Origin of the sequence: Antarctobacter albus, assembly GCF_900101505.1 — a bacterium.
In the GTDB taxonomy this organism is placed as follows: Bacteria; Pseudomonadota; Alphaproteobacteria; order Rhodobacterales; family Rhodobacteraceae; genus Antarctobacter; species Antarctobacter albus.
The window spans coordinates 140,463-166,050 of record NZ_FMZI01000001.1 but is presented as its reverse complement, the minus strand read 5'-3'; the positions used below and the strand labels follow the sequence as shown (position 1 = coordinate 166,050).

General features: G+C 66.3%; 23 protein-coding genes. 10 read left to right on the top strand and 13 right to left on the bottom strand.

Features of this window, described 5'->3' with window-relative positions:
- Positions 1 to 24: 24 nt before the first annotated feature.
- The 4 genes from BLQ71_RS00820 (at position 25) to BLQ71_RS00805 (ending at position 3,472) form a co-directional block, all read left to right on the top strand.
- Entirely contained in the window at positions 25 to 687 is a 663-nt protein-coding gene (locus BLQ71_RS00820; protein ID WP_043139699.1) for an SDR family NAD(P)-dependent oxidoreductase, read from the top strand.
- A gap of 117 nt (positions 688 to 804) precedes the next feature.
- A complete protein-coding gene (gene surE / locus BLQ71_RS00815; protein WP_069211501.1) occupies positions 805 to 1,590 on the top strand; it encodes a 5'/3'-nucleotidase SurE in 786 nt (261 codons plus the stop codon).
- Positions 1,587 to 2,228 (top strand): protein-L-isoaspartate(D-aspartate) O-methyltransferase, encoded by a 642-nt coding sequence (locus BLQ71_RS00810; protein ID WP_043139704.1) that lies wholly within the window; start codon positions 1,587 to 1,589, stop codon positions 2,226 to 2,228. Before surE ends, BLQ71_RS00810 begins: the two co-directional genes overlap by 4 nt.
- A 77-nt stretch (positions 2,229 to 2,305) precedes the next feature.
- Positions 2,306 to 3,472 carry a peptidoglycan DD-metalloendopeptidase family protein gene (locus tag BLQ71_RS00805; RefSeq protein WP_074620370.1) on the top strand — a complete coding sequence of 389 codons (1,167 nt, stop codon included), beginning with the start codon at positions 2,306 to 2,308 and terminating at the stop codon, positions 3,470 to 3,472.
- A gap of 63 nt (positions 3,473 to 3,535) precedes the next feature.
- Here the strand turns inward: BLQ71_RS00805 and BLQ71_RS00800 are convergent, their stop codons facing one another.
- Complete coding sequence (locus tag BLQ71_RS00800; protein ID WP_074620369.1) at positions 3,536 to 4,354, bottom strand: class I SAM-dependent methyltransferase; 819 nt, start codon at positions 4,352 to 4,354, stop codon at positions 3,536 to 3,538.
- 93 nt (positions 4,355 to 4,447) lie between these two features.
- Between BLQ71_RS00800 and BLQ71_RS00795 the strand changes: the two genes are divergently transcribed.
- Positions 4,448 to 5,146, top strand: a complete 699-nt coding sequence (locus BLQ71_RS00795) for a winged helix-turn-helix transcriptional regulator (RefSeq protein ID WP_043139711.1) — start codon at positions 4,448 to 4,450, stop codon at positions 5,144 to 5,146.
- 3 nt (positions 5,147 to 5,149) lie between these two features.
- Here BLQ71_RS00795 and BLQ71_RS00790 read toward each other — a convergent pair whose 3' ends face one another.
- Genes BLQ71_RS00790 through tatA form a run of 4 tightly spaced genes read right to left on the bottom strand, consistent with a single transcriptional unit; the run spans position 5,150 to position 7,694 of the window.
- Positions 5,150 to 6,010: an ATP-binding protein gene (locus BLQ71_RS00790; RefSeq protein WP_074620368.1), complete on the bottom strand. Its 861-nt coding sequence runs from the start codon at positions 6,008 to 6,010 to the stop codon at positions 5,150 to 5,152.
- Positions 6,007 to 6,981, bottom strand: a complete 975-nt coding sequence (tatC, locus tag BLQ71_RS00785) for a twin-arginine translocase subunit TatC (RefSeq protein WP_043139717.1) — start codon at positions 6,979 to 6,981, stop codon at positions 6,007 to 6,009. Before tatC ends, BLQ71_RS00790 begins: the two co-directional genes overlap by 4 nt.
- The gene (tatB, locus tag BLQ71_RS00780) at positions 6,978 to 7,460 is read right to left on the bottom strand and encodes a Sec-independent protein translocase protein TatB (protein ID WP_043139719.1); all 483 of its coding nucleotides are present in this window, start codon (positions 7,458 to 7,460) and stop codon (positions 6,978 to 6,980) included. The genes tatC and tatB overlap by 4 nt, the downstream gene beginning before the upstream one ends.
- Positions 7,461 to 7,466: 6 nt before the next feature.
- Complete coding sequence (gene tatA, locus BLQ71_RS00775) at positions 7,467 to 7,694, bottom strand: twin-arginine translocase TatA/TatE family subunit (RefSeq protein ID WP_043139721.1); 228 nt, start codon at positions 7,692 to 7,694, stop codon at positions 7,467 to 7,469.
- Between the two features lie 258 nt (positions 7,695 to 7,952).
- On the opposite strand from tatA, the gene BLQ71_RS00770 reads away from it, so the two are divergent.
- Entirely contained in the window at positions 7,953 to 8,615 is a 663-nt protein-coding gene (locus BLQ71_RS00770; protein WP_043139723.1) for a helix-turn-helix transcriptional regulator, read from the top strand.
- A 104-nt stretch (positions 8,616 to 8,719) separates the two neighbouring features.
- On the opposite strand, the gene BLQ71_RS00765 is transcribed toward BLQ71_RS00770, so the two are convergent.
- From BLQ71_RS00765 to BLQ71_RS00745, 5 genes are all read right to left on the bottom strand, one after another.
- Positions 8,720 to 9,232 carry a hypothetical protein gene (locus BLQ71_RS00765; protein ID WP_069211505.1) on the bottom strand — a complete coding sequence of 171 codons (513 nt, stop codon included), beginning with the start codon at positions 9,230 to 9,232 and terminating at the stop codon, positions 8,720 to 8,722.
- Between the two features lie 264 nt (positions 9,233 to 9,496).
- A complete protein-coding gene (locus BLQ71_RS00760) occupies positions 9,497 to 10,399 on the bottom strand; it encodes a fructose bisphosphate aldolase (RefSeq protein WP_043139727.1) in 903 nt (300 codons plus the stop codon).
- Positions 10,400 to 10,529: 130 nt separating this feature from the next.
- Positions 10,530 to 11,879 (bottom strand): cytochrome P450, encoded by a 1,350-nt coding sequence (locus tag BLQ71_RS00755; RefSeq protein WP_074620367.1) that lies wholly within the window; start codon positions 11,877 to 11,879, stop codon positions 10,530 to 10,532.
- Positions 11,876 to 13,117, bottom strand: a complete 1,242-nt coding sequence (locus tag BLQ71_RS00750) for a hypothetical protein (protein ID WP_074620366.1) — start codon at positions 13,115 to 13,117, stop codon at positions 11,876 to 11,878. The genes BLQ71_RS00755 and BLQ71_RS00750 overlap by 4 nt, the downstream gene beginning before the upstream one ends.
- 63 nt (positions 13,118 to 13,180) lie before the next feature.
- Complete coding sequence (locus BLQ71_RS00745; RefSeq protein WP_074620365.1) at positions 13,181 to 13,936, bottom strand: cytochrome c biogenesis CcdA family protein; 756 nt, start codon at positions 13,934 to 13,936, stop codon at positions 13,181 to 13,183.
- A gap of 110 nt (positions 13,937 to 14,046) precedes the next feature.
- On the opposite strand from BLQ71_RS00745, the gene BLQ71_RS00740 reads away from it, so the two are divergent.
- On the top strand, positions 14,047 to 14,268 hold the full coding sequence (locus tag BLQ71_RS00740; protein WP_043139736.1) for a sulfurtransferase TusA family protein: 222 nt from the start codon (positions 14,047 to 14,049) through the stop codon (positions 14,266 to 14,268).
- Between the two features lie 144 nt (positions 14,269 to 14,412).
- Positions 14,413 to 15,294, top strand: a complete 882-nt coding sequence (locus BLQ71_RS00735; protein ID WP_074620364.1) for a Hint domain-containing protein — start codon at positions 14,413 to 14,415, stop codon at positions 15,292 to 15,294.
- A gap of 71 nt (positions 15,295 to 15,365) precedes the next feature.
- Here BLQ71_RS00735 and BLQ71_RS00730 read toward each other — a convergent pair whose 3' ends face one another.
- The 3 genes from BLQ71_RS00730 to BLQ71_RS00720 form a co-directional block, all read right to left on the bottom strand.
- A complete protein-coding gene (locus BLQ71_RS00730; RefSeq protein WP_074620363.1) occupies positions 15,366 to 18,671 on the bottom strand; it encodes a ribonuclease E/G in 3,306 nt (1,101 codons plus the stop codon).
- A gap of 403 nt (positions 18,672 to 19,074) precedes the next feature.
- Complete coding sequence (locus BLQ71_RS00725) at positions 19,075 to 21,144, bottom strand: ATP-binding protein (RefSeq protein WP_074620362.1); 2,070 nt, start codon at positions 21,142 to 21,144, stop codon at positions 19,075 to 19,077.
- Between the two features lie 92 nt (positions 21,145 to 21,236).
- Positions 21,237 to 22,109, bottom strand: a complete 873-nt coding sequence (locus BLQ71_RS00720) for an NAD(P)-dependent oxidoreductase (RefSeq protein ID WP_074620361.1) — start codon at positions 22,107 to 22,109, stop codon at positions 21,237 to 21,239.
- 103 nt (positions 22,110 to 22,212) lie between these two features.
- Between BLQ71_RS00720 and BLQ71_RS00715 the strand changes: the two genes are divergently transcribed.
- Both BLQ71_RS00715 and BLQ71_RS00710 read left to right on the top strand, forming a co-directional pair.
- Positions 22,213 to 24,678: a penicillin acylase family protein gene (locus BLQ71_RS00715; RefSeq protein WP_074620360.1), complete on the top strand. Its 2,466-nt coding sequence runs from the start codon at positions 22,213 to 22,215 to the stop codon at positions 24,676 to 24,678.
- Complete coding sequence (locus tag BLQ71_RS00710; RefSeq protein ID WP_074620359.1) at positions 24,675 to 25,553, top strand: aminoglycoside phosphotransferase family protein; 879 nt, start codon at positions 24,675 to 24,677, stop codon at positions 25,551 to 25,553. Before BLQ71_RS00715 ends, BLQ71_RS00710 begins: the two co-directional genes overlap by 4 nt.
- Positions 25,554 to 25,588: the final 35 nt, after the last annotated feature.

The window sequence follows — 25,588 nt, the reverse complement described above, 5'->3', positions numbered from 1 at the left end:
CGAAAGCCCGGCACATGGCCTGACATGACCAAGCTCGCCCTCATCACCGGCGCCTCTCGTGGCCTGGGCTTTGCCCTGGCAGAGGCGCTTGCGCCCGATTTTCACATCATCGCCGTGGCCCGCACCGTCGGCGGGCTCGAAGAGCTCGACGACCGCATCAAGGCAAAGGGCGGCCAGGCCACCCTGGCGCCGATGGATGTCACCGACCGCGACGCGATGGCCCACCTCTGCCGCTCGATCCATGACCGCTGGTCGCCCGAGACACCCGAGGGCGAGGGCACGCTGGCGCTCTGGGCACATACGGCGGTTCATGCCAGTGCGCTGACCCCGGCGGTCCATATCGACCCGAAGGAATGGCAGAAATCGCTGGCCACCAATGCCGACGCGATGGGCCACCTGGTGCCTTTCGTGGCCCCCCTGCTGGGCGAGACCGGTCAGGCGCTGTTCTTCGACGATCCGGTGAAGGGACAGAAATTCTACGGTCTCTATGGCACCACAAAGGCCGCGCAGATCGCTTTGGCCCGCAGCTGGGCCGCGGAATCCGAACGCACCGGCCCCCGTGTCCATGTGCTGGAACCGCGCCCGATGGCCACCGCCGTACGCGCCCGGTTCCACCCCGGTGAAAACCGCGACGCCCTGGCCACGCCAGAGGCGGAGGCCGCGCGCCTGCTGGCCGCGCTCGCCTGATAATCCGTGGCTTCGGTACCTCGCCCCCGAGGTGCCGGACCTCAGCGCCCATGATAGGGTTGCAACGCAGGCGCCCCAGCCCCTAGAGAAGAACAAATCAGCACGGGCACGCCTTTCATGCGCATTCTCATCACCAATGACGACGGCATCAACGCGCCGGGTCTCAAGGTTCTTTCCGACATCGCCGCCGAGCTGGCCGGGCCATCGGGCGAAGTCTGGACCGTGGCCCCCGCCTTTGAACAATCGGGCGTGGCGCATTGCATATCCTACAGCCACCCGACGATGATCGCCCAACTGGATGAACGCACCTTCGCCGCGGAAGGCAGCCCGGCGGACTGCGTGCTGGCCGGGTTGCACGACGTGCTGAAGGACAATGCGCCGGACCTGGTGCTGTCGGGGGTGAACCGGGGCAACAACTCTGCCGAGAACGCGCTTTATTCCGGCACGCTGGGCGGCGCGATGGAGGCCGCACTCCAGGGCCTGCCCGCCATTGCCCTGTCGCAATATTACGGCCCCGCCAATGCCCAGGCCGACAATCCCTTCGAAGCCTCGGCAAAACATGGCGCCGCCACGGTGCGTGCCATCCTGGCCGCCGATCCCGCCCACGCGGGCGGCTATCGCCGTTTCTACAACGTGAACTTTCCGCCGGTCCCGGCCGCTGACGTGGCGGGCACCACCGTCGCGCCGCAGGGCCTGCGCCGCGACACCCGCTTTTCGGTCGAGGCGACGCATTCGCCGTCCGGCCGGCGGTTCCTCTGGGTACGCGGCGGCGACCAGCGGGCCGCGACCGACAGCGGCACCGACGCGGACATGAACCTCAAGGGCTGGATCACGGTCACGCCGATGCTGGCCGACCTGACCGACCACGCAGCGCTGAACAGCCTGAAAGACGCCTTTTCATGAGCTTCGACGCCGAAGCCAAGATGCAATTCCTCTTTGCGCTGCGCTCCAAGGGCGTGACGGACAAAGCCGTGCTGAACGCAATGGAAAGCATCGACCGCGGGCGTTTCATCCAGGGCTATTTCACCGACCGCGCCTATGACGACATGCCCCTGCCCATTGCCTGCGGTCAGACCATCTCTCAGCCCTCCGTCGTGGGCCTGATGACCCAGGCGCTGAAGATCGGGCCGCGCGACAAGGTGCTGGAGGTGGGCACCGGATCGGGCTACCAGGCGGCGATCCTGTCGCAGCTGGCAAGGCGGGTCTACACGGTCGACCGGCACCGCAGGCTGGTCCATGCGGCGCGCCAGGTCTTCGAGGCGCTGGAACTGACCAACATCACCGCCTTCACTGCCGATGGCTCTTTCGGATTGCCCGACCAGGCGCCCTTTGACCGCATTATTGTGACCGCAGCCGCCGAAGACCCGCCCGGCCCCCTATTGGCGCAACTGAAGATTGGCGGTATCATGGTCGTGCCGGTGGGCCAGTCCGACGCCGTGCAAAGCCTGATCCGCGTGACGCGGACGGACAGTGGGTACGAGTATCACGAGATGCGTCCGGTGCGTTTCGTTCCCCTGGTCGAAGGGCTTGGCAAGGACTGACCGCCCGGTGTGGTGTCGGACAGGCGCCGCCAACCTGTGACGCCCCGGAGACAAGGGGTGCATGTGAGGATATCGAGATGACATCTGCCTCCCGCCCCATGACGGCTCTTGCCCTTGTTGCCCTGCTTTCCGCCTGTTCCGACGGGCTCGATTTCGACCTGCGCGGCGGGATCGGCGGTGGCGTCGACACCACCGATGCCGCGCTCAAGGCGACAACCGCCCGGCCGGAACCGGACAATCGCGGCATCATTTCCTACCCCAGCTACCAGGTCGCCGTGGCCCAGCGGGGCGATACGCTGGCCGACGTGGCCGCCCGCATCGGACTGCCGGCCGATGAGCTGGGCCGGTACAACGGCATCCGTCCGAACGATCCGTTGCGCCGGGGCGAGATCATCGCCCTGCCCCGCCGCGTGGCGGAACCCTCGCCCGCGACCGGCGCCACCACCACCGGCCCGATCCGTCCGCCGTCCAGCGTGGACGTGACCACCCTGGCCTCCAACGCGATCGACGGCGCCCCGGACACCTCGCGCCGCTCAGCCGACCCGCAAACCGGCGTCGAACCCGTCCGGCACAAGGTCGCGCGTGGCGAAACCGCCTTTACCATCGCCCGGCTCTACAACGTGTCGCCGCGCGCCCTGTCCGAATGGAACGGGCTGGACCGGGATTTCGCGATCCGCGAAGGCCAGTACCTGCTGATCCCCGTGGCCAAGCCGACGGAGCCGCGCAGCAGCGACCCCGCGACCACGCCCCCGGGATCGGGGTCTCCCACGCCGGTGCCGCCCTCGGCTGCGGCGCCGCTGCCCGCGGAGACACCGAAACCGCGCGGCACCGCCGACCCGACGCCCAAGCCCGAAGAACCCGTCGCCGACATCGGCCAGAACAAGGCCAAGGCCAAGGGCAGCATGACCATGCCGGTCTCCGGCTCGATCATCCGCGAATACAATCCCGGCTCGAACCCTGGCATCGACATCAGCGCCTCGCCCGGCACGCCGGTTTCGGCCGCCGCCGCCGGATCGGTCATCAGCGTGTCGAAAAAGACCAACGGCTCCAGCTTCATCATCGTCCGTCACCCGGACAACGTGAACACGGTCTACCTGAACGTCGCGGACATCAGCGTGAACGTGGGCGATTCCGTCAGCCGTGGACAGCAGATCGCGCGCGTCGCCCCGGGCGAGGTCGGCTTCCTGCACTTCGAAGTGCGCCAGGGTCTCGACAGCGCAGACCCGATGTCCTACCTGCGCTGATCCCGCAAGCATAGTATTGGCCCCGTCGCCTTGCGACGGGGCCGGTCTCTTTGCCCCCCGGACTCAGGCGGACTGCGGTCCTTTGGTCCAGACCGCGATATGCGCGGGCGCCGGAAACGCCACGCTGCCGTCACCGTCGACAAATCGCGCCAGCCGCTGTTCTGCCGCTGTCACCAGGGCCTCGAACCCCGCGTCATCGATGAACTCCGACAGGGTCCATCCCCTGACATCCGTGCGCACCCAGTCGCGGATCGAGGCAAAACGCGCTGTGCCGGTCAAGGTGGTGACATGCGCCCCGCCCAGCCCGCCGGCCTCGAGCACCTCCCTGACCGCCGCCATGTCGCCAAGCACAAAGGGCGCGCGCAGCGCCCCGGCGGCATCGGCACCGAACATCTCGTCGATGAGCGCGATCATGGCGGCATAGCCCGGCGAGTTGGCGACGCGGTCCCAGACCGACAGGGCAATCCTGCCGCCGGGACGCAGCACCCGCCGCATTTCACCGATCGCCGCCGCCCGGTCGTCAAGGAACATCAGGCCGAACTGGCACAACACCACGTCTAGACTTTCCGGCGCAAAGGGCAGGTCCTCGGCAAGGCCTTCGACCCAGGTAATGCCGGCCTCGTTCCGGCGGGCCACGGCAATCATGCCGTCGTTGCGGTCAAGCCCGGTGACCTGCCCCCGGTCGCCGGCCCGGCGCGCCGCCTCTCGGGTTGTCGCTCCGGTGCCGCAGGCGACATCCAGCACGCAGTTGCCCGCCTCGATTCCCGCAGCGTCACAGAGCGGCCCGGCCCAGGCGCCAAACAGGGCCGGGACAAAAAAGGCGTCGTAGATTTCGGCGGCCGATGTCGAAACTTGTCCGGCCGAAGCAGTGGATGTGGTCATGGTCCGTCCTCCAAGGCTGTTGGCTTGTCCCCTGAAGGTGACGCACAGAGGCCCATGCGGTATAGTTCAAGATCTGTAGCAACGGGGGCCGGCGTGAAATCCTACGGCCAGTTCTGTCCGGTCGCCAAGGCGGCGGAGCTTTTTTGCGAACGCTGGAACGCGCTGATCGTCCGCGATCTCGCCGCAGGACCGCGCCGCTTCAGCGAGTTGAAACGCGGCGTGCCGCTGATGTCCCCCTCGCTGCTGTCATCCCGCCTGAAATGGCTGATCGAGGAAGGCGTCATCGAACGCTACGACATGGGAGAAAAACGCCCCGGCTACCGCCTGACCGAAGCGGGGGCGGAGTTCGTACCGCTGGTCGAGGCCCTGGGCATCTGGGGCCAGCGTTGGACCCGCCGCGCGCTGAAAGAACACGAGATCGACCTGGGCCTGCTTGTCTGGGGGCTGGAAAGCGGCAGCGATCCGGGGGCCTTCGGTCCCGGGCGCTGCCTGGTCCGGCTCGACCTGACCGACCAGGTCGACTCGAAACGTTTCTGGTGGTTCCTGAACCAGAAAGGCACCTGTGAGCTTTGTGTCGACGATCCGGGCGGCGAGGTGAACCTCTACCTCGCCTGCACGCTGCCGGATGCGATTTATCTGCTGCGCGGAGACATCAGCCCCTCCCGGGCGGTCGAAACCCGGCGGCTGGAAGTTCTGGGAGACAGCTGGGCGATGCGGCGCTTGCCCGACTGGCTCAATCTCGGCCCGCTGACCCGGATCGCCTCACGCCGTGGCGAACGCCCGGGGGCCTAGAGCTCACCCCAGCGAGACGCCCTTGCGACCCGCCAGGTCGGTAAAGAACTGCCAGGCCACCCGGCCAGACCGCGCCCCGCGCGTCGCTTGCCATTCCACCGCTTCGGCGCGCAGCTCGTCCTCGGCCACGCTGACACCATAGGCGTCGCAATAGCCCCGGATCATCTCGAGGTACTCGTCCTGCGAACAGGGGTGGAAGCCCAGCCACAGGCCGAACCGATCCGACAGCGACACCTTTTCCTCGACCGCCTCCGACGGGTTGATGGCCGTGGACCGTTCGTTCTCGATCATGTCGCGCGGCATCAGGTGGCGCCGGTTGGAGGTCGCATAGAACAGAACGTTTTCGGGCCGTCCCTCGATGCCACCGTCCAGCACGGCCTTGAGGCTCTTGTAGTGCTCGTCGTCATGGCTGAACGACAGGTCGTCGCAGAACAGCACAAAGCGATGATCGGTGCCCCGCAGCACGTTCAGCAGACGACCGACAGAAGCCAGGTCCTCACGCTGCAACTCGACCAGTTTCAGGTCGTGCCCCTCTGTGCGGACGGCGGCGTGGATCGCCTTGACGATGCTCGACTTGCCCATGCCCCGCGCGCCCCAAAGGAGCGCGTTGTTGGCCGGTAGGCCACGGGCGAACTGGCGGGTGTTTGCCAACAGCGTGTCCCGGGATCGGTCGATCCCCACCAGCAACTCCAGCGGGATGCGGTTGACCTGAGGCACCGGCACCAGCCGGTCCGGCTCTACATGCCAGACAAAGGCTTCTGCCCCGTCAAACTCCGGCTCTGCCTGCGGTGCGGGTGACATCCGTTCCAGCGCCGCGGCGATGCGTTCCAGCGCCGCGGTGCTCTTGGCCTTCTTTCCGCTCATTTCTGGCGGCCCTCGCCTTCGTCGAATTCTTCTTCGTCGAATTCGTCCATCAGCGGATCATTCTCGGTGTCGGGTTCTTCCTCGAACCACAGACCCTGTTCTTTCAGGTCGGCCTCGCGCTTCTTCTCGACGCGGCGCACCAGGATGATCGAGATCTCGTAGAGACCGTAGACCACCGTGAACAGGATCACCTGCGTGACCACGTCCGGCGGCGTCACCAGCGCGGCCAGCACCAGGATGCCGACCATCGCGTATTTGCGCACGCTGCCAAGACCATCGGCCGAGACCAACCCCGCCTTGCCCATCAGCGTCAAGAGAACCGGCAGCTGAAAGCACAGGCCGAAGGCCATGATGAAGACCAGGGAGGTTTGCAGGCTCTCGTTGACCTTGCCGAAGAAGGTGATCTTCAGCCCTTCACTCGTCTCGGGCACCACGGCGGCGGCGATCCCGTCAGGGTCGACCGTGCCCGACATGAGGTTGGCAAAGACCGAGGGCGCATCGGTGAAGCCAAGGAAAAAGGCCATTGCCAGCGGCGTCACCACGAAATGCGCAAAGCTTGCCCCCAGCAGGAACATGACCGGCGAGGCCACGAGGAAGGGCAGAAAGGCGCTTTTCTCGGACCGGTAGAGGCCCGGCGCCACGAAGCGCCACATCTGGTGCGCGATGACCGGAAAGGCCATCGCAAACCCAAAGACCAAGCCGATGCGGAACAGCACGAACAGGTATTCCTGCGGGCTGGTGTATTGCAGCGTCGGCGAGGGGTCCCCCAGCGCGCGCAGCGTCGTTTCGATCGGGACCAGCAGGAACCGCAGGATGTGTTCGGCGATGAAATCGCCGCCCAGCGGGATGAAACAGATGCAGATACCGATCAGCAGCGCCACCACCGACCGGATCAGTCGCGTGCGCAGCTCTGCCAGATGCTCGATCAGCGGGGCCGAGCTGTCCTCGATCTCGTCCTGGGCATTATTCATGCCGGTTTGTCCCCTTCGTCCGGGGCCGCCTTGGGCGCGGCCGCCTCATCGGGGGCCTTCAGAGAGGCCTCCAGTTCCTCGGCCCGGCGCGCGGCCTCTTCGGCCTCGCGCTGCTTGCGCTCGGCGGCCTTGCGCGCGGCGTTGGCCTCGATCTTCTTCCTGGCCTCGTCGCGTTCCTTCGCCAGCTTGCCGGTCTCGCTGTCCGGGTCCAGGTTGGTCATGGACTTGGCGGCGTCCTTGACGCCGTCCATCGCGCTGCTGACCGGGTTGGTGGCCGTCTTGAAGGTCTTGGCCACATCGCGCATGCCGGATTCATCCGCCGCGTCGTTCATTGCGCGACTGAACTCGCGCGCCATGCCGCGCGCCTTGCCCATGAACCGGCCCACGTTGCGAAAAAGCACCGGCAGGTCCTTGGGACCGACGATGATCAGCGCAACGATGCCGATGACCAGCAGTTCGCCGAAGCCGAGATCGAACATGGTGGCTTACACCTTGTCCTTGTCTTTGCTTTCCTCGGCGGGGGTCACGTCCTTGGCCTCGTCCGCCTTCTGGTCTTCCAGTTCCTGCTGGCCGTCGCTCACGCCTTTCTTGAAGGCGGTGATGCCTTTGCCCACTTCGCCCATCAGCGACGAGATCTTGCCGCGGCCGAACAGCACCAGCACGACAACGGCGATCAGCAGAAGGCCGGGAAGGCCGATGTTTCCGATACCCATGATATCTCTCCTCAGGTCGGCGGAGACCGCACCGGCTCCGCGCATCAATGCCACTGCGGCTATCTATATAGACTTTGAGCCCCGAAAAAGGGCCAAAGCGCCGCGCTCGCGCACTCGTTTTGTCATGAGCTTGTCAGTTGTCAGGATTTTGTCAGTATGTACGCGGCTTCTTGCCCGGAATCGCCCACCGCGACACCGGGCAACAGGCGCGAATCCCGGCCCCGCTCGCCGGTTGGACAAAGGAAAGGACGCAGGCGGATGAACCGCAAGGACCGGCTCTACGCGCTGACCCAGCGCCTGCGCGACGGCAAGCTGCACACCGCCGAGGCGATGGCCCAGGACCTGGGGGTCTCGGTGCGGACGATCTACCGCGACATGGAAGTGCTGGCCGCCTCTGGCGTGCCCGTCGAGGGCGCGCGCGGATACGGCTACACTGTGCAGGCAGCGATCACCCTGCCGCCGCTGAACCTGACCGAGGACGAGCTGGAGGCGCTGCACCTCGCGTTGGCCGCGCTGGGGGCTTCCGACCTGCCGGAACAGGCCGGTGCCGCGCGGTCCCTGGCGGCCAAGATCGAGGCGGTCCTGCCAGAGGACGCAGGCCCCGCCCCTGCCCCTTTCGGCTTTGCCACGGAATCCTTTGCCGAGGCGGCACGCGGTTTTGTCCATATGCCGGTGATCCGCGCGGCGATCCGCGCCCGTCAGCGCCTGCGGGTGAGTACCGGCGGCAAGAGCCATGACATCCGCCCCCTGCACCTGGATTACTTCGGCCGGGTCTGGACCTGCGTCGGCTGGGACGAAACAGAGGGCGGGTTCCTAAGCCTGCGGGTCGATCGGATCGACGATCTCACCCCTTTGCCCGGGCTCTTCGTGGACGAACCGGGCAAGACTCTGGCCGACTGGCGGCGCGGCACGTCCGGATGAGGCAGACATGAAATGACCCCGGTGCGGGAGGGGAACACCGGGGTCTTCGGGGCTGGCGCGGCCAGGGGGAACGTGGGGATGGCCGCGCTCGGACCAGCCCGAAATCAGTACTTGTAGGCCGAGCCGCCGTAGCCGCCGCCATAGCCCCCGGTGTAGCCGCCGGCGTGACCGGCATAGCCGCTGCCATAGCCCAAAGTCGGCACTTTCTTGTGGCTGCCATAGGCAGGGGCCTTGTGGCCGTAGCCCTTGGCCGGCTTGTAGCCGTCATAGCCGCCGTTGTAGCCGGTCTTGACGTCCTGGTAGCCGCTCACGATGCAGGACCAGGGCGCGCTCTGGTCGCCGCCGACCCGGATCACCTCACGCGAGAAAGTGGTGATCTCGTTGGTGCTCTTGGCGTAGTTCTGCACGCATTCCATCTGGCCGACATAGGCGGTGTTCCAGTCGGCATAGCCGTAGCTTTCATGCGCCGCGGCGGTCCAGGTCTGGATGGTGACAATCTTGGCCTGTTGCTGGGAATGGCCATAGCCCATCGCGGTGATCTTGTCCCCCTGCCCTGCGGCAGCGGAGGTGGCGGTCAGCGCGAGGGCGGCGAAGACGATCTTGGCAAAGTTTTTCACGGGTCTGTTCCTTTGACTATAAATGCTTGGTCCTGGGTCCTTGGTCCGTCCGGGGGCGGTTGCGTCCTGCCTTGGTCCGAACGTCGAATATGAGACGCAAGATAGGCGGCAATCCTTGGCCCGCGCAGGTGTGGAAAACCCCCGTCCGGCGCCAAGCACCTGAAATCACCGCAAAGCTTTCCGGAAAACTCGCGACAGATCAGCAAAAAGCCCCGCGTCCGGTGCGGACGCGGGGCTGATTTGACCGTCGGCTACTGCCGTGGATCAGGCGGAAGCCTTGTAGATCTTGTCGATGTTCGCCGCCAGCGCCGCGTTGAACTCGGCATCCGAGAGCTGCTTGGTCAGCCCTTCGGCCAGCGCGCGGCTGAACGAGGCGATCATCTTGGGCTGGCGCGCCAGGCGTTCGCAGGCCTCGTCGGTGGAATAGCCGCCCGAAAGCGCCACCACGCGGATCACGCGGGGATGGTCGGCCAGGTCGTCGTAAAGACCGTCCTCGGTCGGGATCGTCAGTTTCAGCATTACGTCCTGCCCCTCGGCCAGCTGATCGAGATGCGCCTTGATCTCGGCCTTGAGCAGTGCCTCGGCCTCGGCCTTGGTGGCCGAGTTGATGTCAACCTCGGGCTCCAGGATCGGCACAAGGCCCGCGGCCAGCACGGTCATGCCCAGCTCGAACTGCTGCGCGACGATGGCCTTGATGCCCTCGGGGTTCGCCTCGTGGATGACGGACCGTTCCTTGGTGCCGAAGATGCCGAACTCGGCGGCTTCTTTCAGGGTCTCCTCGACGCCCGGGATCGGCTTCATCAGCTGGACGCCGTTCGCCTTGTCTTCCAGCCCCTTGTCGATCTTCAGGAAGGGCACGATGCCGCGCACGTCCCAGAGCGCCTGCGGCGTCGGGCGGCCCTCGACCTCGCCGCGCATGGTGCGTTCGAACAGGATGGCGCCGATCACCTTGGCATTGGTGAAATCCGGGGCCGTGATGATTCGGCTGCGCATCTCGTGGATCTCGCCGAACATGGCGTCTTCGCCGTCATACATGTCCTCGGTCACGCCGTAGAGACGCAGCGCCTTGGGCGTAGAGCCCCCGGACTGGTCCAGCGCGGCGATGAAACCGGCTCCGGTGCGCATCTGGTCGACCTGTTTGGCAAAGGTGGCGGCGTCCTGTCCCATGAAATCCTCGTGTGATGAGAAGAAAGGCGTTTGCCGCTTCGATAACGCAGGCCGTGCGGTGGGTATAGTGGCCGCGACAAGGGTTATCGCTAACTGCGACGCACAGACGGGATTTCGCCGGTCTTCCGCCTCAGCGCCGCATCACATGCAGCCAGATCCCGTCACGCGACCGCACGGTCAGATGCGCCTCGGGCACCGGTTCGTGGCCCGCGACCGGCGTCACCCGCAGGTCGCGCAGGATCAGCGAGAGCAGCAAAACGCCCTCGACCATCGCGAAACCGGCCCCGGTACAGACGCGCGGCCCGGCGGAAAAGGGCATGTAGGCCTCACGCCCGCAGCGCTTGCCGTTCTCGGTCTGCCAGCGGGCGGGATCGAAACCGTCGGGGTTGTCCCACAGCCCCTCGTGACGGTGCAGGTGCCAGGGGCTGAGCACCATCTGCGCGCCTTGCGGGATGTCGCGATCCCTGAACCGTTCCGGGCAGGTGGTTTCGCGCACCATCATCGGCACCGGCGGGTAGAGGCGCAACGCCTCGCGGAAGACGTCGCGGCTGATCCGCAGTTTCGAGATGTCGGCGAAATCGCAGGTCGTCAGCACCTGCGCCTCTTCGGCCACCTTCTCCTGCCACTCGGGATGCGTCGCCATGAGGTACAGCGCCCAGCCCAGGGCCGAGGCGCTGGTTTCATGCCCCGCAAGGAAGAAGATCGCCACCTGGTCCACCATCTCCTGAGCGCTGAAGTTCTGGCCCGTCTCGGGATCGCGCGTCGTCATGATCTTGGTGGCCAAGTCGTCGGGCGCGGTCCCGGCGGCAATCGCCACCTGCCGGTCCTCGGTCAGCCGGGTGATGAGTCCCCGAATGCGCCGGGCGGCGGCCTTGGTGTCCCGCCGGAAGAACCGAGGCATCCAGCCCGGAACCGGGATGAAGGCGGCCAGGTTCAGGATCGGCTGGGTGCGCTGGTAGGCGCGGAACTCGTGAAAGACCTCTTGCGCGATCTCGTCCTCGATGGGGATGGAAAACAAGGTGCGAAAGATCACGTCCGCCGCCGCGTGGCTGGTGATCTCCTCGATCTCCACCTCTTGCCCTGCCCGCGCGGTCAGACGCGCCAGCGCGGCCTGCGCGGCGTCCCACATGGCCGGATAGGTCTCGCGCAGGCGCCCACCCTCAAAAGCCGGGTCGATGATGCGCCTTTGCCGCTGCCAGGTTTCGCCATTGGTCAGGAAGACGGACTCGCCCAGCAGGGGCCGCAGCCCCTCGCCGATACGGTCGGATTTCGGGAAATCCATCGGGCGATCCTTGAGCACGGTCTTCACCAACTCCGGCTGATTCAGCAGGTAGGACCGGAAGAAAGGGGTGCGGAACTCGGCCATCTTGGCCCGGTACAGCCGCGCGGGCTGGGCCGAGAGGATGTCCTGCCGGAAGAGCTTGACGTAGCGCCAGAGCGAGACCCGGTCAGGCCGCGCCGCCGGTTTCGGTGGGGTCATGCGGCAATGCTCGTGTACTTCGACACCGCCACGTCGATCCGGCTGGCCGAGGGCGGACGGTTCGCATAGCGCGTGCCCAGGCTGACCGGCCCGGCGGTGATCTGGAAATAGTCGTAGTCCAACGGTCGGTCGAAGGCGCAGAGGTACTGGAAATGCAGGCGAAAGAACTTCCACCGCAGTTCCTTCCAACGCTCGGGCGACAGCGAGCGCGTGAACTGCGCCGAAAACACCAGCGGCCAGCGCTTGTTCCCTGGCGCGACGCCCGAGACGCTGACTGGATCGCAGAGCGCAAAGGCACAGCCATCCCCCGGCGCCGTCACGTCGACCCAGGTCAGTTCCTCGCGCGCGCTTAGGTATCGCAGGTCGGCCCGCAACCGGTGCGCGTCGCGCAGGAAAGAGACCATAGGCACCACCTGCCCAAGGCTCAGGAACGCCAGTTTAGGGCCATTGGCGGGCACCCGTCCCGCGCGGATCAGGTCGGCAAGGATCGAGACCGCCAGATGCGCGCCGGAGGAATGTCCGACCACCAGCACCTCGTCTACGTCGTCGCGCAACGCCTCGGCGATGATCCCGGCGAAGTCGCCCATGCGCGCCTCCAGCTCGGGCGGGTTTGCCCCCCGGAACCGGGCCGAATAGGCGTAGTCATGCATCAGGTAATAGGCGAACAGCTTGCCGTCCTTCTTCTTGAACCAGCGCAGCAGCGCCCAGGCGATGCTACCCCAGACGAGCAGGCCCAGTGCGTTTGCCCCGATGCCCAGCCAAGGCGACAGCTGCGCGATCAGCGCGAACCCGGCCCAGCCCGCCAGCAGGGCCGCCAACAGTTGCAGCAAGAGCATTCCGATCGGATAGAGCGCAGCAATCACCGGTCCCTTGCGGAGCCGCATCAGCCGGAACAGCGCGCCGGTCGCGATATACTCCCAAGCGGTGCGGACAAGCTGTGCGTAGGTGGCGGGGATGGAGGTCGACATGCTGTCGCGCACGATGTCGGACCAGACCAGAACCTCGACATCCGCCGAGACCTGCTGCCCCGCCATCACGCTTTCGACATGCCAGCCGTAGAGCCCGCCGGTGCGTTTGGGCTTCAGCCCGATCTCGTAGCCGGAGATCGCCGCCTGTGTGGCGCCCTCCTTGCGGTAAAGCTCGCGGTAGCGGCGCGGATGAATCGGATCGTAGCCGGGAATATAGAAGACCCGGCGTCTGCTGACGTCCTGCGATGTTTCGGCCTGACCAATGCCCATCGTCCGCACCTCATTGTTGCGACAATGGTAACGGGGCTTTTCGGCGAGAGTAAGGCAGCAGCCTCAGCCCAGGGTCGCCAGCGCCGGGAAGGTTTCCAGCAGCCAGAAGGACAGCGACGAGAAGCCGCCCGTCAGCATCAAGAGCCCGATGGTCCACAGAAGCAGGCCCATCGCCCGCTCGATCTGTTCCATGTGCCGTTTCATCCAGCCCATGAGGCCGCCAAGCCGGGGCAGGAAGGCCGCGACCAGCAGAAAGGGAATGCCCAGTCCCGCCGCGTAGACCCCCAGCAAGACCGTGCCGCGCGTGACCGAGGCCTCAGAGGCGGCAAGGCTCAGGATCGCTCCCAGTTGCGGACCGATGCAGGGGGTCCAGCCAAAAGCGAAGGCCAGCCCGAGGATATAGGCGCCAAAGGCCGAACCGCCCCGGTCGCCCGCGTCCAGCCGCGCCTCGCGGTCGAGAAAGCCGATCCGGTAGACACCCACGAAATGCGCACCAAAGACCATGACGGTGATGCCCGCGGCGGTGTTGAACCAGTCCTGGTACTGCAAAAAGGCCGCGCCCACCGCCGAGGCGGCAAATCCCATCAGCAGAAAGACCGTCGACAGGCCCAGCACGAAGAACAGCGCCGGCATCAGCGCCTTGTTCCTGCTCGCCCCCGCGCGGTCGCCGAGATCCGTCAGGGATACCCCGCTCATGTAAGCGAGGTAAGGCGGTACCACGGGCAGCACGCAGGGGCTGAGAAAGGATATGACCCCGGCCAGAAGCGCCACGAACATGGCGGGCAAAAGCGATGCGTCGATGATCTCGATTCCGAACATGGATCCGACATAGGCTATTGGCGCGGCGGCGTCACCTGACCTCTCTGTCACATCTCCGGCATGGCGCGAGAGCGCTTTTCTTTGCCGGGACAAGCGGCTAGATCAGGCGCATGACGCATGAACTCGACGCCCTCGGCCTGCTTTGCCCCCTGCCCGTCCTGAAGGCCCGCAAGCGCCTGCAGGGCATCGCCCCGGGCGAGCTTCTGCTGCTGATGACGGACGACCCGGCGGCGGTGGTGGACGTGCCGCATTTCTGCGTCGAGGCCGGGCATGTGCTGGAAGGCCACGAGGAAGCGGACGGCGCAATCACCTGGCGCATCCGCAAGGGATGACGGCTGACATGTCCCGGCGCCGGGCCGATTTGCCCAGCCTCGGTCGTAAGGCTTGGTGACTGGGACCAAAGCTGTATAGTGGCGTCACAATTTGGCTGTCCGCCTGCGGCGGCGCCCCTTCAGTTTGTGAAAAAGGATACGATCATGGGCAGCTTCACGGCCACCTACTCCGTCACCTATGAGAACGGCGCGCTGGCAGGCGCCGCGGTCCAGGGGCCGTTCAACGAGGTTTTGACGGATGGTGAAGCCGACACCAGTTTCGAGATCGGCGACAGTGTCAATGCGTTCTCAAGTGGCTATACCTACGTCGGTACGGCGGTCGTGAACGGCAAGGTCTGGCCGGTGTTCAACTGGGACTCCGATCCGACCTATGACGTCGTCTTCATGGACGAGGTCCCTGCTGGCCCACCGGCCACCTACACTGACAATGGCGCGACCTTCACCGGCGCCTGCTTTGCCCCCGGTACGCTGATCGCAACACCGGGAGGAGAGGTTGCAGTCGAGCGGTTGCGGTCCGGCGATCTTGTCGCCACGGATGAGGGCGGCGCAACACAGGTGATCTGGATCGGCGTCGTGACACGGTTGAACGCGGTGGCGGGCAACGCCCTGCAGGCCGTTTGCGTTCGTGCCGGGGCATTGGGCAATGGCTTGCCCCACAGCGATCTGATTGTTACGGCAGATCACGGCCTGATCTTGGACGGACTTGTCGTGAACGCGGCTGCCCTTGTGAACGGCGACAGCATCGCCTTTGTTCCCATGTCTCAGCTCCCCGAACGCGTGACCTATTACCATATCGAAACCGCCGCCCATGACGTGATCCTGGCCAACGGGACCCCGGCCGAAACATTCGTGGACGCGGTCGCCCGCAGCCAGTTCGACAATTTCCAGGAATATCTGGACCTCTACGGGGCGGAGCGGATCATTCCCGAAATGAACCGGCCCCGCGTCTCCTCGCGCCGCCTGCTGCCCGCCGAGATTCGCGATCGGCTGGATCGCACGATTGAGGCGACTCGCCTGACCGCGTAAGCCACGGCCTCCGGGAAAACGAAAAAGGCCCCGCCGGTTCGGCGGGGCCTTTTCCTTGTTTCATTTTCGGATCAGCGGCCCAGGGACCACCAACCGCGCCGCTTGGGCTTGTCCTCTGCCTCGGCGGTTTCCGTCACCGGTTCCGGCGCCTCTTCGGCCACAGGTTCCGCAGGCGCTGCGGCGGCCTCTGGCTGAGCCTCTTCCGATGCGTCTTCGGTCGTTTCCTCGGGTGCCGAGGCCGGTTCCACGGCGGTTTCCGCGACCGGGGTGCCAACCACGGCAGCAATCACGTCAGAGGCCTTGCGACGCGTGCGCGCGCGCTTGGGCTTGTCCTCGGTCGTTTCCGCCGCGGCCTCGGCCGGGGCTTCGCTCACCTCGGGTTCGGGCGCTTCCGCTGTCTCTGCGACAGGCGCGGCCTCGGCGACTGGCTCCGCCACTTCGGCGGCGGGCGCCTCGGTGGCTTTCGGTGTCGGCTCCGGTGTCGCTTCGGGCTTGGCCTCGGCGGTCTCGGCTACTGCCACCTCCCCCTCGTCCGTCTCGGTCTGGGCATCGGCGGGTTTGCTGCGCGTGCGGCGCGACCGGGTGCGAGTCCGCTTGGGCTTGGCCGTATCCTCACCCTCGTCTGCCTTGGGCGCATCCGCCTCAGCGGCCTCGGAGGTCTTGGCTTCATCCGCAGCCTCGACAGCCTCGACCGGCTTCTCGGCCTCCTTGGCCGAGTCGTCCTTGTCGGTGCTGCCCTCTGCGCCGGTCTCGGATCCCTCACCGTTGTCCTTGGACTTCGACTTGCGACGGCGACGACGACGGCGCTTCTTGGGCTTGCCCTCGTCACCATTGTCGTCAGAGGTGGTCTCCGGCTTTTCGGCCTGGGGCGCCTCTTCCTCTTCTTCCTGCTCGGCCTCGGTGTCCTCGTCGACCTGATCCATCAACGACGTGTCGACAGACACAACGGGTGCGGTGGCCTCGGGCACGACGCGGGTCGCGGTCTTGAACTTCTCCATCGAGAAGTCGGGCGCCACCAGATGCGGGTCACCCTCGATGCGCACGGACATGCCGTAGCGCGCCTCGATCATGGCGACATGTTCGCGCTTCTGGTTCATCAGGTAGTTGGCGATGCCGATGGGGCATTTCACCAGCACCTCGCGCGAACGGCGGCGCACGCCTTCTTCCTCGATCTGGCGCAGGATCTGCAGCGCCATGTTGTCGTCCGAGCGGATCAGGCCGGTGCCGTGGCAGGCGGCGCAGGGCTGCGTCGTCGCCTCGATCATTCCGGGGCGCAGGCGTTGGCGCGACATTTCCAACAGGCCAAAGCCCGAGATGCGGCCCACCTGGATGCGGGCGCGGTCGGTCTTGAGCTTGTCCTTCAGTTTCTTCTCGACGGCGGCGTTGTTCTTGCGCTCGTCCATGTCGATGAAGTCGATGACGATCAGACCCGCGAGGTCACGCAGACGCAACTGGCGCGCCACCTCCTCGGCAGCCTCCAGGTTGGTCTTGGTCGCGGTCTCCTCGATCGAGCCTTCCTTGGTGGCGCGGCCCGAGTTCACGTCGATGGCCACCAGCGCCTCGGTCACGCCGATCACGATGTAACCACCGGATTTCAGCTGCACGGTCGGGTTGAACATCCCGCCCAGGTAACTTTCCACCTGGTAGCGCGCGAAAAGCGGCATCTGTTCGTTGTAGTGTTTCACGTTCTTGGCGTGGGACGGCATGATCATCTTCATGAAGTCCTTCGCGACCCGGTATCCCCGTTCGCCTTCCACAAGGACTTCATCGATTTCGCGCGAATAGAGATCGCGGATCGACCGTTTGATCAGGTCGCCTTCCTCGTAGATCTTGGCCGGCGCGATGCTCTTCAGCGTCAGTTCGCGGATCTGCTCCCACAAACGCTGCAGGTACTCGTAGTCGCGCTTGATCTCGGTCTTGGTGCGCTTGGCGCCTGCCGTCCGGATGATCAGGCCCGCGCCCTTGGGCACGTCGATCGACTGCGCGATTTCCTTGAGCTTGGAACGGTCGGTCGCATTGGTGATCTTGCGGCTGATGCCACCGCCACGTGCGGTGTTGGGCATGAGCACGCAATAGCGACCCGCCAGGGACAGGTAGGTGGTCAGCGCAGCGCCCTTGTTGCCACGCTCTTCCTTGACGACCTGCACCAGCATGATCTGGCGGACCTTGATGACCTCCTGGATCTTGTACCGGCGCGGGCGCGGCTTGCGGACCGGGCGGATGTCCTCTTCGGTGTCGTCGTCGGCCACGGACTCGATCGAGGCATCGCGCGCCGCGGCATCGTCCTTGTCGTCTTCGTCTTCTTCGTCGTCATCGTCCGACGCCTCGGGCGCGACGTCGTCCTCGGCACTGTCCTCCGCCACGGGGGCAGGATCGGCCTCTGCGACAACCTCGGCCACCGGCTCTGCCGCGTCGGGCGCCTCGACCGGGGTCTCTTCCGCAGTTTCTTCTGGCGTCACGGTATCATCGCCAGAGTCCGGCTCTTGCGAGACGACGGCGGCCTCGTCCTTGGTGCCTTCTGCGATGGGGCGCGGCGGCGTTTCGCTCTCGGGTGCGTCCTCGGGCTCTGCCGCTTCGGCGGTGTCCTCGTCGTCCGGGGTCGGCGCCGGTTCGGCGGCGGCCTCGGTGTCCAGAGGCGTCAGGGCCTCGGTCGCCGGCGCGGGGTCCGCCGCGGTTTCGGAACCGGGCACCTCGGGCGCCTCGGCGGGAGCGGGCACTTCGGCCGGGGCCGGGTCGGCCTGGGGCTCAGGCTGCACTGGCGTTTCGACGGGCGCGGGTTCCGGCGCCGGATCGGTTTCGACCGGGGTTTCCTGAGGGGCTGGATCAGCGGCCTCCGGCTCTTCAACCGGGGTCTCGTGCACGGTTTCCATCGGCGACAGGCCCTCGCCCGGCTCGCCGGTTTCCAGGTCGTCGTCGAGGTCGATGGTTTCCATGCCGCTGGGTTCGCGCGGCTTGGTTTCCTTGGCGGTCTCGGCCTGCTTGTCGGACTTCTCCGCCTTGTCCGTCTTGTCGGATGCCTTCGTCGACCGCTTGCGCGAGCGCGAGCGGGACTTCTTGGGCTTTTCCTCTTCCTCGGCAGCGGCGCGCGCGGCCTCTTCCTCTTCCTCCATCAGCGCCTGGCGGTCAGCGATGGGGATCTGGTAGTAGTCGGGGTGGATTTCCGAGAAGGCCAGGAAGCCGTGACGGTTGCCGCCGTAATCGACGAACGCCGCCTGCAGCGAGGGTTCGACCCGTGTGACCTTGGCTAGATAGATGTTGCCGGCGAGCTGCCGCTTGTTCTCGGACTCGAAGTCGAATTCCTCGACCTTGTTTCCGTCCACCACCACGACGCGGGTCTCTTCCGCGTGGGTGGCGTCGATGAGCATTTTCTTTGCCATGTTATCCGTTTGCACACCCAACGCACCGCCGGCCCCGGGGGGCGCGCGGCGGTTGAAGCGTGTCTTGTCTGGGCGAGATGGTGCGCGATGGCATGGCGGGAAACCGATGTCCCTGCCTCATGCCTCATGTCAGTCGCGCGCTTCATCGCGGTTCTTCTCCGACGCGCGTCTGCGGCATTGGGCCGGGACGGCGCCCATTCATTGCGCCCGTCGCTTGTGGCGGTCCGGGCAGGGACTATGGCCTTGCGGCCCGATCGGTCTGGCCGGGTCCGGTATGTCAGGGTCCACGGTCAGCGAAATCTTCGGCGCGGCATGTTCTGCGCGCAACCTGACCGCTAACATAAGGCCAGCAGGATGGGAATGACAATAGCGATTGCGACGCGCGTGGCCCCTCGTCCCGCTCTCAGCGCGTTTCAAGGGCCTCGCGCAGGGTCCGGGCCAGCACATGCGGCGTGCAGGGTTTCTGCAGGTGGCGGAACCGGGGACCGGCCGCGCCCACGTCCGGATGCAGGGCAAACCCCGACATCAGGATCACGGGGCGCGCCGGGTCACGCGCGGCGACGCGTTCCGCGAGATCCAGCCCGGACAGGCCCCCGGGCATGAAGACATCGGTCAACAGCAGGTCATAGGCCTGTCCGGCTTCGATCAGCGCCCAGGCCGCCTGCCCCGTGGGCGCCGTGACGACCTCGTACCCCAACCGCTGCAGCAGTCCCCGAGTGAGATCAAGCAGATATGGCTCATCCTCGACCAGCAACACCGTCTCACCCGCCCCGGCAGGCATGTCGGCCCAGCTGTCCGCCACTGTCAGACCCGGGGTCCCGGCAATACGCGGCAGCGTCAGCCGCACGGTCGTCCCCTGCCCCGGGACCGAGTAGATCCGCATGTCCCCGCCGGACTGCTGGACGAAACCATAGACCATCGCCAGCCCCAGCCCGGTGCCGCCGTGGCCGCGGCGGGTGGTAAAGAACGGGTCCGCCGCGCGGCGGCGCACCTCGTCCGACATGCCTTCGCCATCGTCGCCGACCGACAGTTCGACAAGATCATCGCCAACCGCCCGCGCGCCAAGCGTGATGATCCCGGCCCTGCCCGCCCCCCGGATCGCGTCCCGGGCGTTCAGGACAAGGTTCAGCAAGGCATTCTGCAATTGCCCCGGATCGCATCGCACCTGCAGCTGCGGTTCTTCGGGCAAAAGTCTCAGCGCGACCTCACCGCTGAGGGCCGGACGCGACAGGATCTCGATATCTTCCAATACACAGTCGACGGCACAGACCTCGACCCGGCCGGGCTGTTGCCGGGCAAAGGCCAGCAACCGGTCTGTCAGGCCGCGACCGGACCAGACCGCCTCTCGTGCGCGACGCAGCAGCGATGCGGCGCGTTCGGATGGTTCTTCTTGCAAAGCAAGTTCCATCGAAAACAGAAGAGTGGCCAGAAGGTTGTTGAAATCATGCGCAATTCCGCCTGACAGCTGCCCCAGCGCATCCAGCCGGCTGTCACGTTCGATCACCTGCCGGTTGCGCTCTTCCAGGGTCACGTCCTGCATGTAGAGCAGCGCGCTCAACCGGGTGCCCCGCAGGTTGATCCGGGCACTGCCAAGCCGCATGTAACGATCCGGTTCCTGCCCGATCGCGATACGAAGCTGCCGCACTTCTTCACCGTTGGATCCACCGGACATCGCCCATGTGACGGGGTCCAGGGACGGTTCATCCCCCTCCGGGCCGGACGGCAGGCTGACATGATCCGGCCAGTCAAAAGGCACCGCGCGATCGCCGACATGCAGGAACCGGCGCGCCGTAGGGTTGATCAGAACGATCTGCCCGGCCTCGTCGAATCCCACCAGTCCGCCCGTCAACGCGGCAAAGATGGCATCCAGCTGGGCCTGCCGTTCCATCGCGGCCCGGAAATCGCGACGGGCGGCCAGCAGGAACCAGACCGAAAGCACCAGCGGAAACAGCACTCCGACAAGGGTCATCGCGGCGTAGTCACGCTGCAGCGCGGTCAAACGGTCGTCTAGGGTTTGCCGTGCAAGGTCCAGCGTGGCACGCAGGCCTTCGACCGCCGGTTCATCGTCATAGCGCACCAGGACATCGATCTGGCCAGCGCTCAGGCCCCGGTCATGCGCCGCGCGCACCCGGTCCACCCGGGCGCCGTAATCCGCCGCCGACGCCCTGACAGCAGCCAGGTCCAGGACCAGCCCGTTCGCCTCGGCCACCTCGTCCATGCGATCCAAGACCGCCAGCGCGCGGTGGGCCTCGACCTCGGCCTCGTCGCAATATGCGGGCTCGGTGGCGCCGCGCAGAACGCAATTCTTGAAGTCATGGATCATGCCGTCAAAGCCGATGGCGCCCAACAGCTCCTGCGACAGGTCGGACAGGCGAAGCTCGACCTCGCGCAGCCGGGTCGAATCCATGTGGCTCCGGTAGAAACCGGCTGTCAGCACTCCGACCGCCAGCAGCGCCGCTCCGGCCCCGAGCATCAGAAGGGCACTGGATCTGGGTCGGTAGGGCATCCGCTCCGGTCAACCGGGGGCCCGGCGCAGCGCCTGGTCCCCGGCAAAAGCCATCGGCCTTACCCCATCGCCCGCAGGCGCTTGATCAGCGAAGAAGTGTCCCAGCGCCCGCCGCCCAGTTTCTGAACGTCCTTGTAGAACTGGTCGACCAGCGCCGTCACCGGCAGCGAGGCGCCGTTTTCATTTGCGGTGCGCAGGCAGATATCCAAGTCCTTGCGCATCCAGTCGACGGCGAACCCGTGCTCGAACTCGTCGGCGATCATCGTCTGGTAGCGATTGACCATCTGCCAGGACCCGGCCGCGCCGCCGCCGATCACATCGACCACCGCGGCGCCGTCCAGCCCCGCCTTCTCGGCAAAGTGCAGCCCTTCGGACAGGCCCTGCACGAGACCCGCGATACAGATCTGGTTGACCATCTTGCACAGTTGCCCGGCGCCGCTGTCGCCCAGGCGTTTGCACAGCTTGGCATAGGATTGCATGATCGGCTCTGCCGCGTCGTAGTTCGACTGATCGCCGCCGCACATGATGACAAGCTGGCCGTTCTCGGCCCCCGCCTGCCCGCCGGACACCGGCGCATCGACGAATCCCAACCCGCGCTCCGCCGCCTGTTCGGCCAGTTCCAGCGTCACCTGCTGGGACACGGTAGTGTGATCGACAAAGGTTGCGCCCGAGGACATGCCGGCAAAGGCGCCGTCCTCTCCGGTGCAGATCCCGCGCAGGTCATCGTCGTTGCCGACGCAGGCCATGACGAAATCCGCGCCCTGCGCCGCCTCGCGCGGGGTTGCCGCCGCTGCGCCGCCGTATTCGGACACCCATTTGTCGGCCTTGGCGGCGGTCCGGTTGTAAACCGTGACCTCGTGCCCGGCCTTGGCCATGTGGCCCGCCATCGGATAGCCCATCACCCCAAGGCCCAGAAACGCCGTTTTCGCCATCTTGTTCTCCCCTCGTCACGTCAGCCAGCCTGCCCTTGGCAAGCCCGGGCTGGCAAGTTAATCCCGGTGCGATCTGACCTAGCCCATATGGACGGAGAACGAAATGGCGGTTGTGTTCCGATGGCTGTTGCGGCTGGCCAGCCTGGCCGTCGCCCTGATCGTCATCGGCGTGGCACTTGCCTACTACCTCGGGTCCCGCTCGCTGCCCGACTACGACAAGACCCTGCCCGTGGCCGGGATCACCGCCGATATCGAGATCGTGCGCGACAATTCCGCCGTGCCGCATATCATGGCCCTGTCGGACCGCGACGCATTCTTCGGGCTGGGCTACGTGCACGCGCAGGACCGGCTGTGGCAGCTGATGATGATGCGCCGCACCGCGCAGGGCCGCCTGTCGGAACTCTTTGGCCGCCGCACCCTGCGCACCGACACGCTGTTGCGCCGGCTGGACATCTACACCGCCGCCAAGGCCTCGGTCGAGCATCAGGACGCGCGCACGCTGGACGCGCTGGAAGCTTATTCCGCCGGCATCAACGCGCGCATCGCCGAGATCAACGCCAACAGCCTGGGACGCGGCGCGCCCGAGTTCTTTCTCTTCGAGGCGGAAATCGCGCCCTGGCAACCGGCGGATTCGCTGGCGGTGATCAAGCTGATGGCACTGCAACTGTCCGGCCAGATCGGGGACGAGGTGCTGCGCGCCCGGACCTCCCTGCTGTTGGGGGATGAACAACGCCTGTCCGACATCCTGCCCGACATGCCCGGCAGCGGTGTCGCCGCCCTGCCCCGTGTCGCGCAACTGCCGCAGGGCAGCGGCACGCGCCAGGCCAGTGCCGCGCCGGTGGGGGGGGATTTCCTGTGGCCGGTGCCGCGGCGCGGGCTGGCGGGCGCGTCCAACGTCTGGGCCGCCGCGCCGGAACGCTCGGCCTCGGGCGGGACGCTGCTGGCCAATGACCCGCACCTTGGCTTTACCGCGCCGACCTTCTGGTATCTCGCCCGGATGCAGTTGAAATCCGGCGGCGTGATCGGCGCCTCGATCCCCGGCATCCCGGCCCTGATGGTGGGCCGGTCCGAGCAACTGGCCTGGGGGATCACCTCTTCCTACCTCGACGATCAGGACCTGTACTTCGAAGAGCTGAACCCGGACGCCCAGGGCGAGTATCGCACGCCCGACGGATTCAAACCCTTCGAAACCCGCCAATCCATCATCCGCATCAAGGGTGAGGCGCCGGTCACGCTGAACCTGCTGTGGACGGACAACGGCCCGATCCTGCCCGCCTCGCAATTCAACCTGGACAAGATCACGCCGCCGGGGCACCTGGTCTCGCTGGCCTGGACCGCGCTCAGCCACCAGGACACCTCGGCCTCCGCCGCCATCGGGCTGATGATGTCGCAATCGGTCGAAGAGGCGATGGAAGCGTCCCGCCTCTATGTCGCGCCCTCGCAGAACCTGACCCTGATCGACGCGGATACCGTGGCATTGAAGCTGGTCGGCGCCATGCCGCGCCGCGACCCCGCACATGAAAGCCTGGGCCGCCTGCCCTCGCGCGGGTGGATCGCGGCGAACCGCTGGCAGGGGATCTTTCCCTTTTCGGCCAACCCCGAGTTCCTCGCCCCCGAGGGCGGCATCGTCGGCAATACCAACAACAAGCTGGTGGACCGCGCCTTCCCTGACCACGTCAGCTATAACTGGGGCGACAGCCAGCGCGTGCAGCGCTGGCAGACCATGATGCAGGGCCGCAAGGTCCACACCCGCGACAGTTTCGTCGAGGCCCAGCTGGACACGGTGTCGCCTGCCGCGCGCACCTTGCTGCCGCTGATCGGGCGGGACCTGTGGTACACCTCCGAGGCCGCGCCCGAGGGCACGCCGGAACGCCGCCGCCAGCGCGCGCTGGACCTGCTGGCCAACTGGAACGGTGAAATGAACGAACACATGCCCGAGCCGTTGCTCTATTCTGCCTGGCTTCGAGCGCTACAGGCCCGCCTGATCCGCGACGATCTGGGCCCGCTGGCCGAAGAGTTCGACCATGTCGAGCCACTGTTCATCGAGCGCGTCTTTCGCGATGTGGACGGGGCCAGCGCCTGGTGCGACGTGATCCGGTCAGCTGCGGTGGAAAGCTGCACCGACATCGCACGGCTGGCATTGGACGACGCGCTGATCTGGATCGAGGAACATTCCGGCAAGGCGCTGGAATCGCTGCGCTGGGGGGACGAACACCTGGCGACGCACGAACACCCGGTTCTGGGCCAGGTGCCGATCCTGCGGTACTTCGTGAACATCCGCCAGACGACCTCGGGCGGTGATCACACGCTCCAACGGGGCGTGACCTCGGGGCGCGGTCCCGATCCTTTCGCCAATGTGCATGGCGCGGGCTATCGCGGCGTCTACGATTTCGCCGACCCCGACAGTTCGGTCTTTGTCTCTGCCACAGGCCAGTCGGGCCACCCGCTGTCGCGCCACTACGACGACCTTGGCCAACTCTGGCGGCGCGGCGAATACATCCCGATGTCGCTGGACGTGGGTCTGGCACGCGCCGCCTCTGTCGGGATCACCCGGCTGGTCAAACCATGAGCGAGGCCCGCGCGACCGAGGTGCTGAAAAAGCTCTGGCCGGAATGGTCGGGTCGGCTGGAAGTGCTCCGCAACGGTCAGGATACCTGGGTTTACCGCCCGTCGCGCGGACGTGTCCCGGCGGTGGTCAAGCTCTGGCCGCGCAAGGCCGAGGCAAAGGCCTCGCGACAGGCGCTGCGGCAGGCGGAACTGGCGGCGGTGCTGTCGCATGGTCCCTACCGCGTGCCGCGCGTGTTGTGGTTCGGCAAGGGCGCGCTGGTCATGCAGGACGCTGGCGGCCCAGACTTTCGTGAACGGCTGGAAACCGAGGCCCCCGGCCCGCTGCTGCGCTCCGCCGGGGAATGGCTGGCCGCCTATCATGGGCTGAGCCTGCGCGAACGAAAATTCCTGCCCAAGGGACAGGTCAACTGGCTGACCAGGCTGGTGGATGCGGTCGAGGCCGGTGAGCGTACTCCGATCGACGCAAAGGGGCTGGTCTCCGCCGCACGCGCGCTCAAGGAGACGCGCGCCACGGTCCGTGGCCTGCCTGCCTCCCGGGCCATCACCCACCGCGACCTGACGCTCTCCAACCTCGTCAGCGGCCCCGAGGGCACGGTCTGGGGCATCGACTTCGAAAACGCGAAAGAGGACGAACCTCTGCGCGACGTCTTTTCCCTTGCCCTGGACGTGCTTGAGCTCACCGGGGACGAGTCCGCCCTGGCGGCGTTGCGCGAGGGCTATGGCGACGATGTCACCGCACCCGAGGTCCGGCTGTTCCTGCAACGCTGTTTCGCGATCAGCCTCTGGGCCAATACGCCGGTGTCGCCCTCGAAACGGCAACGCCGACGCTGGGAGATTGCCCGCGACCTGCTGGAACGTGACAGCGCCGTGATCTGACCCCGTCCCGGGCCTGCCCCGGGACCTCCGGTCCC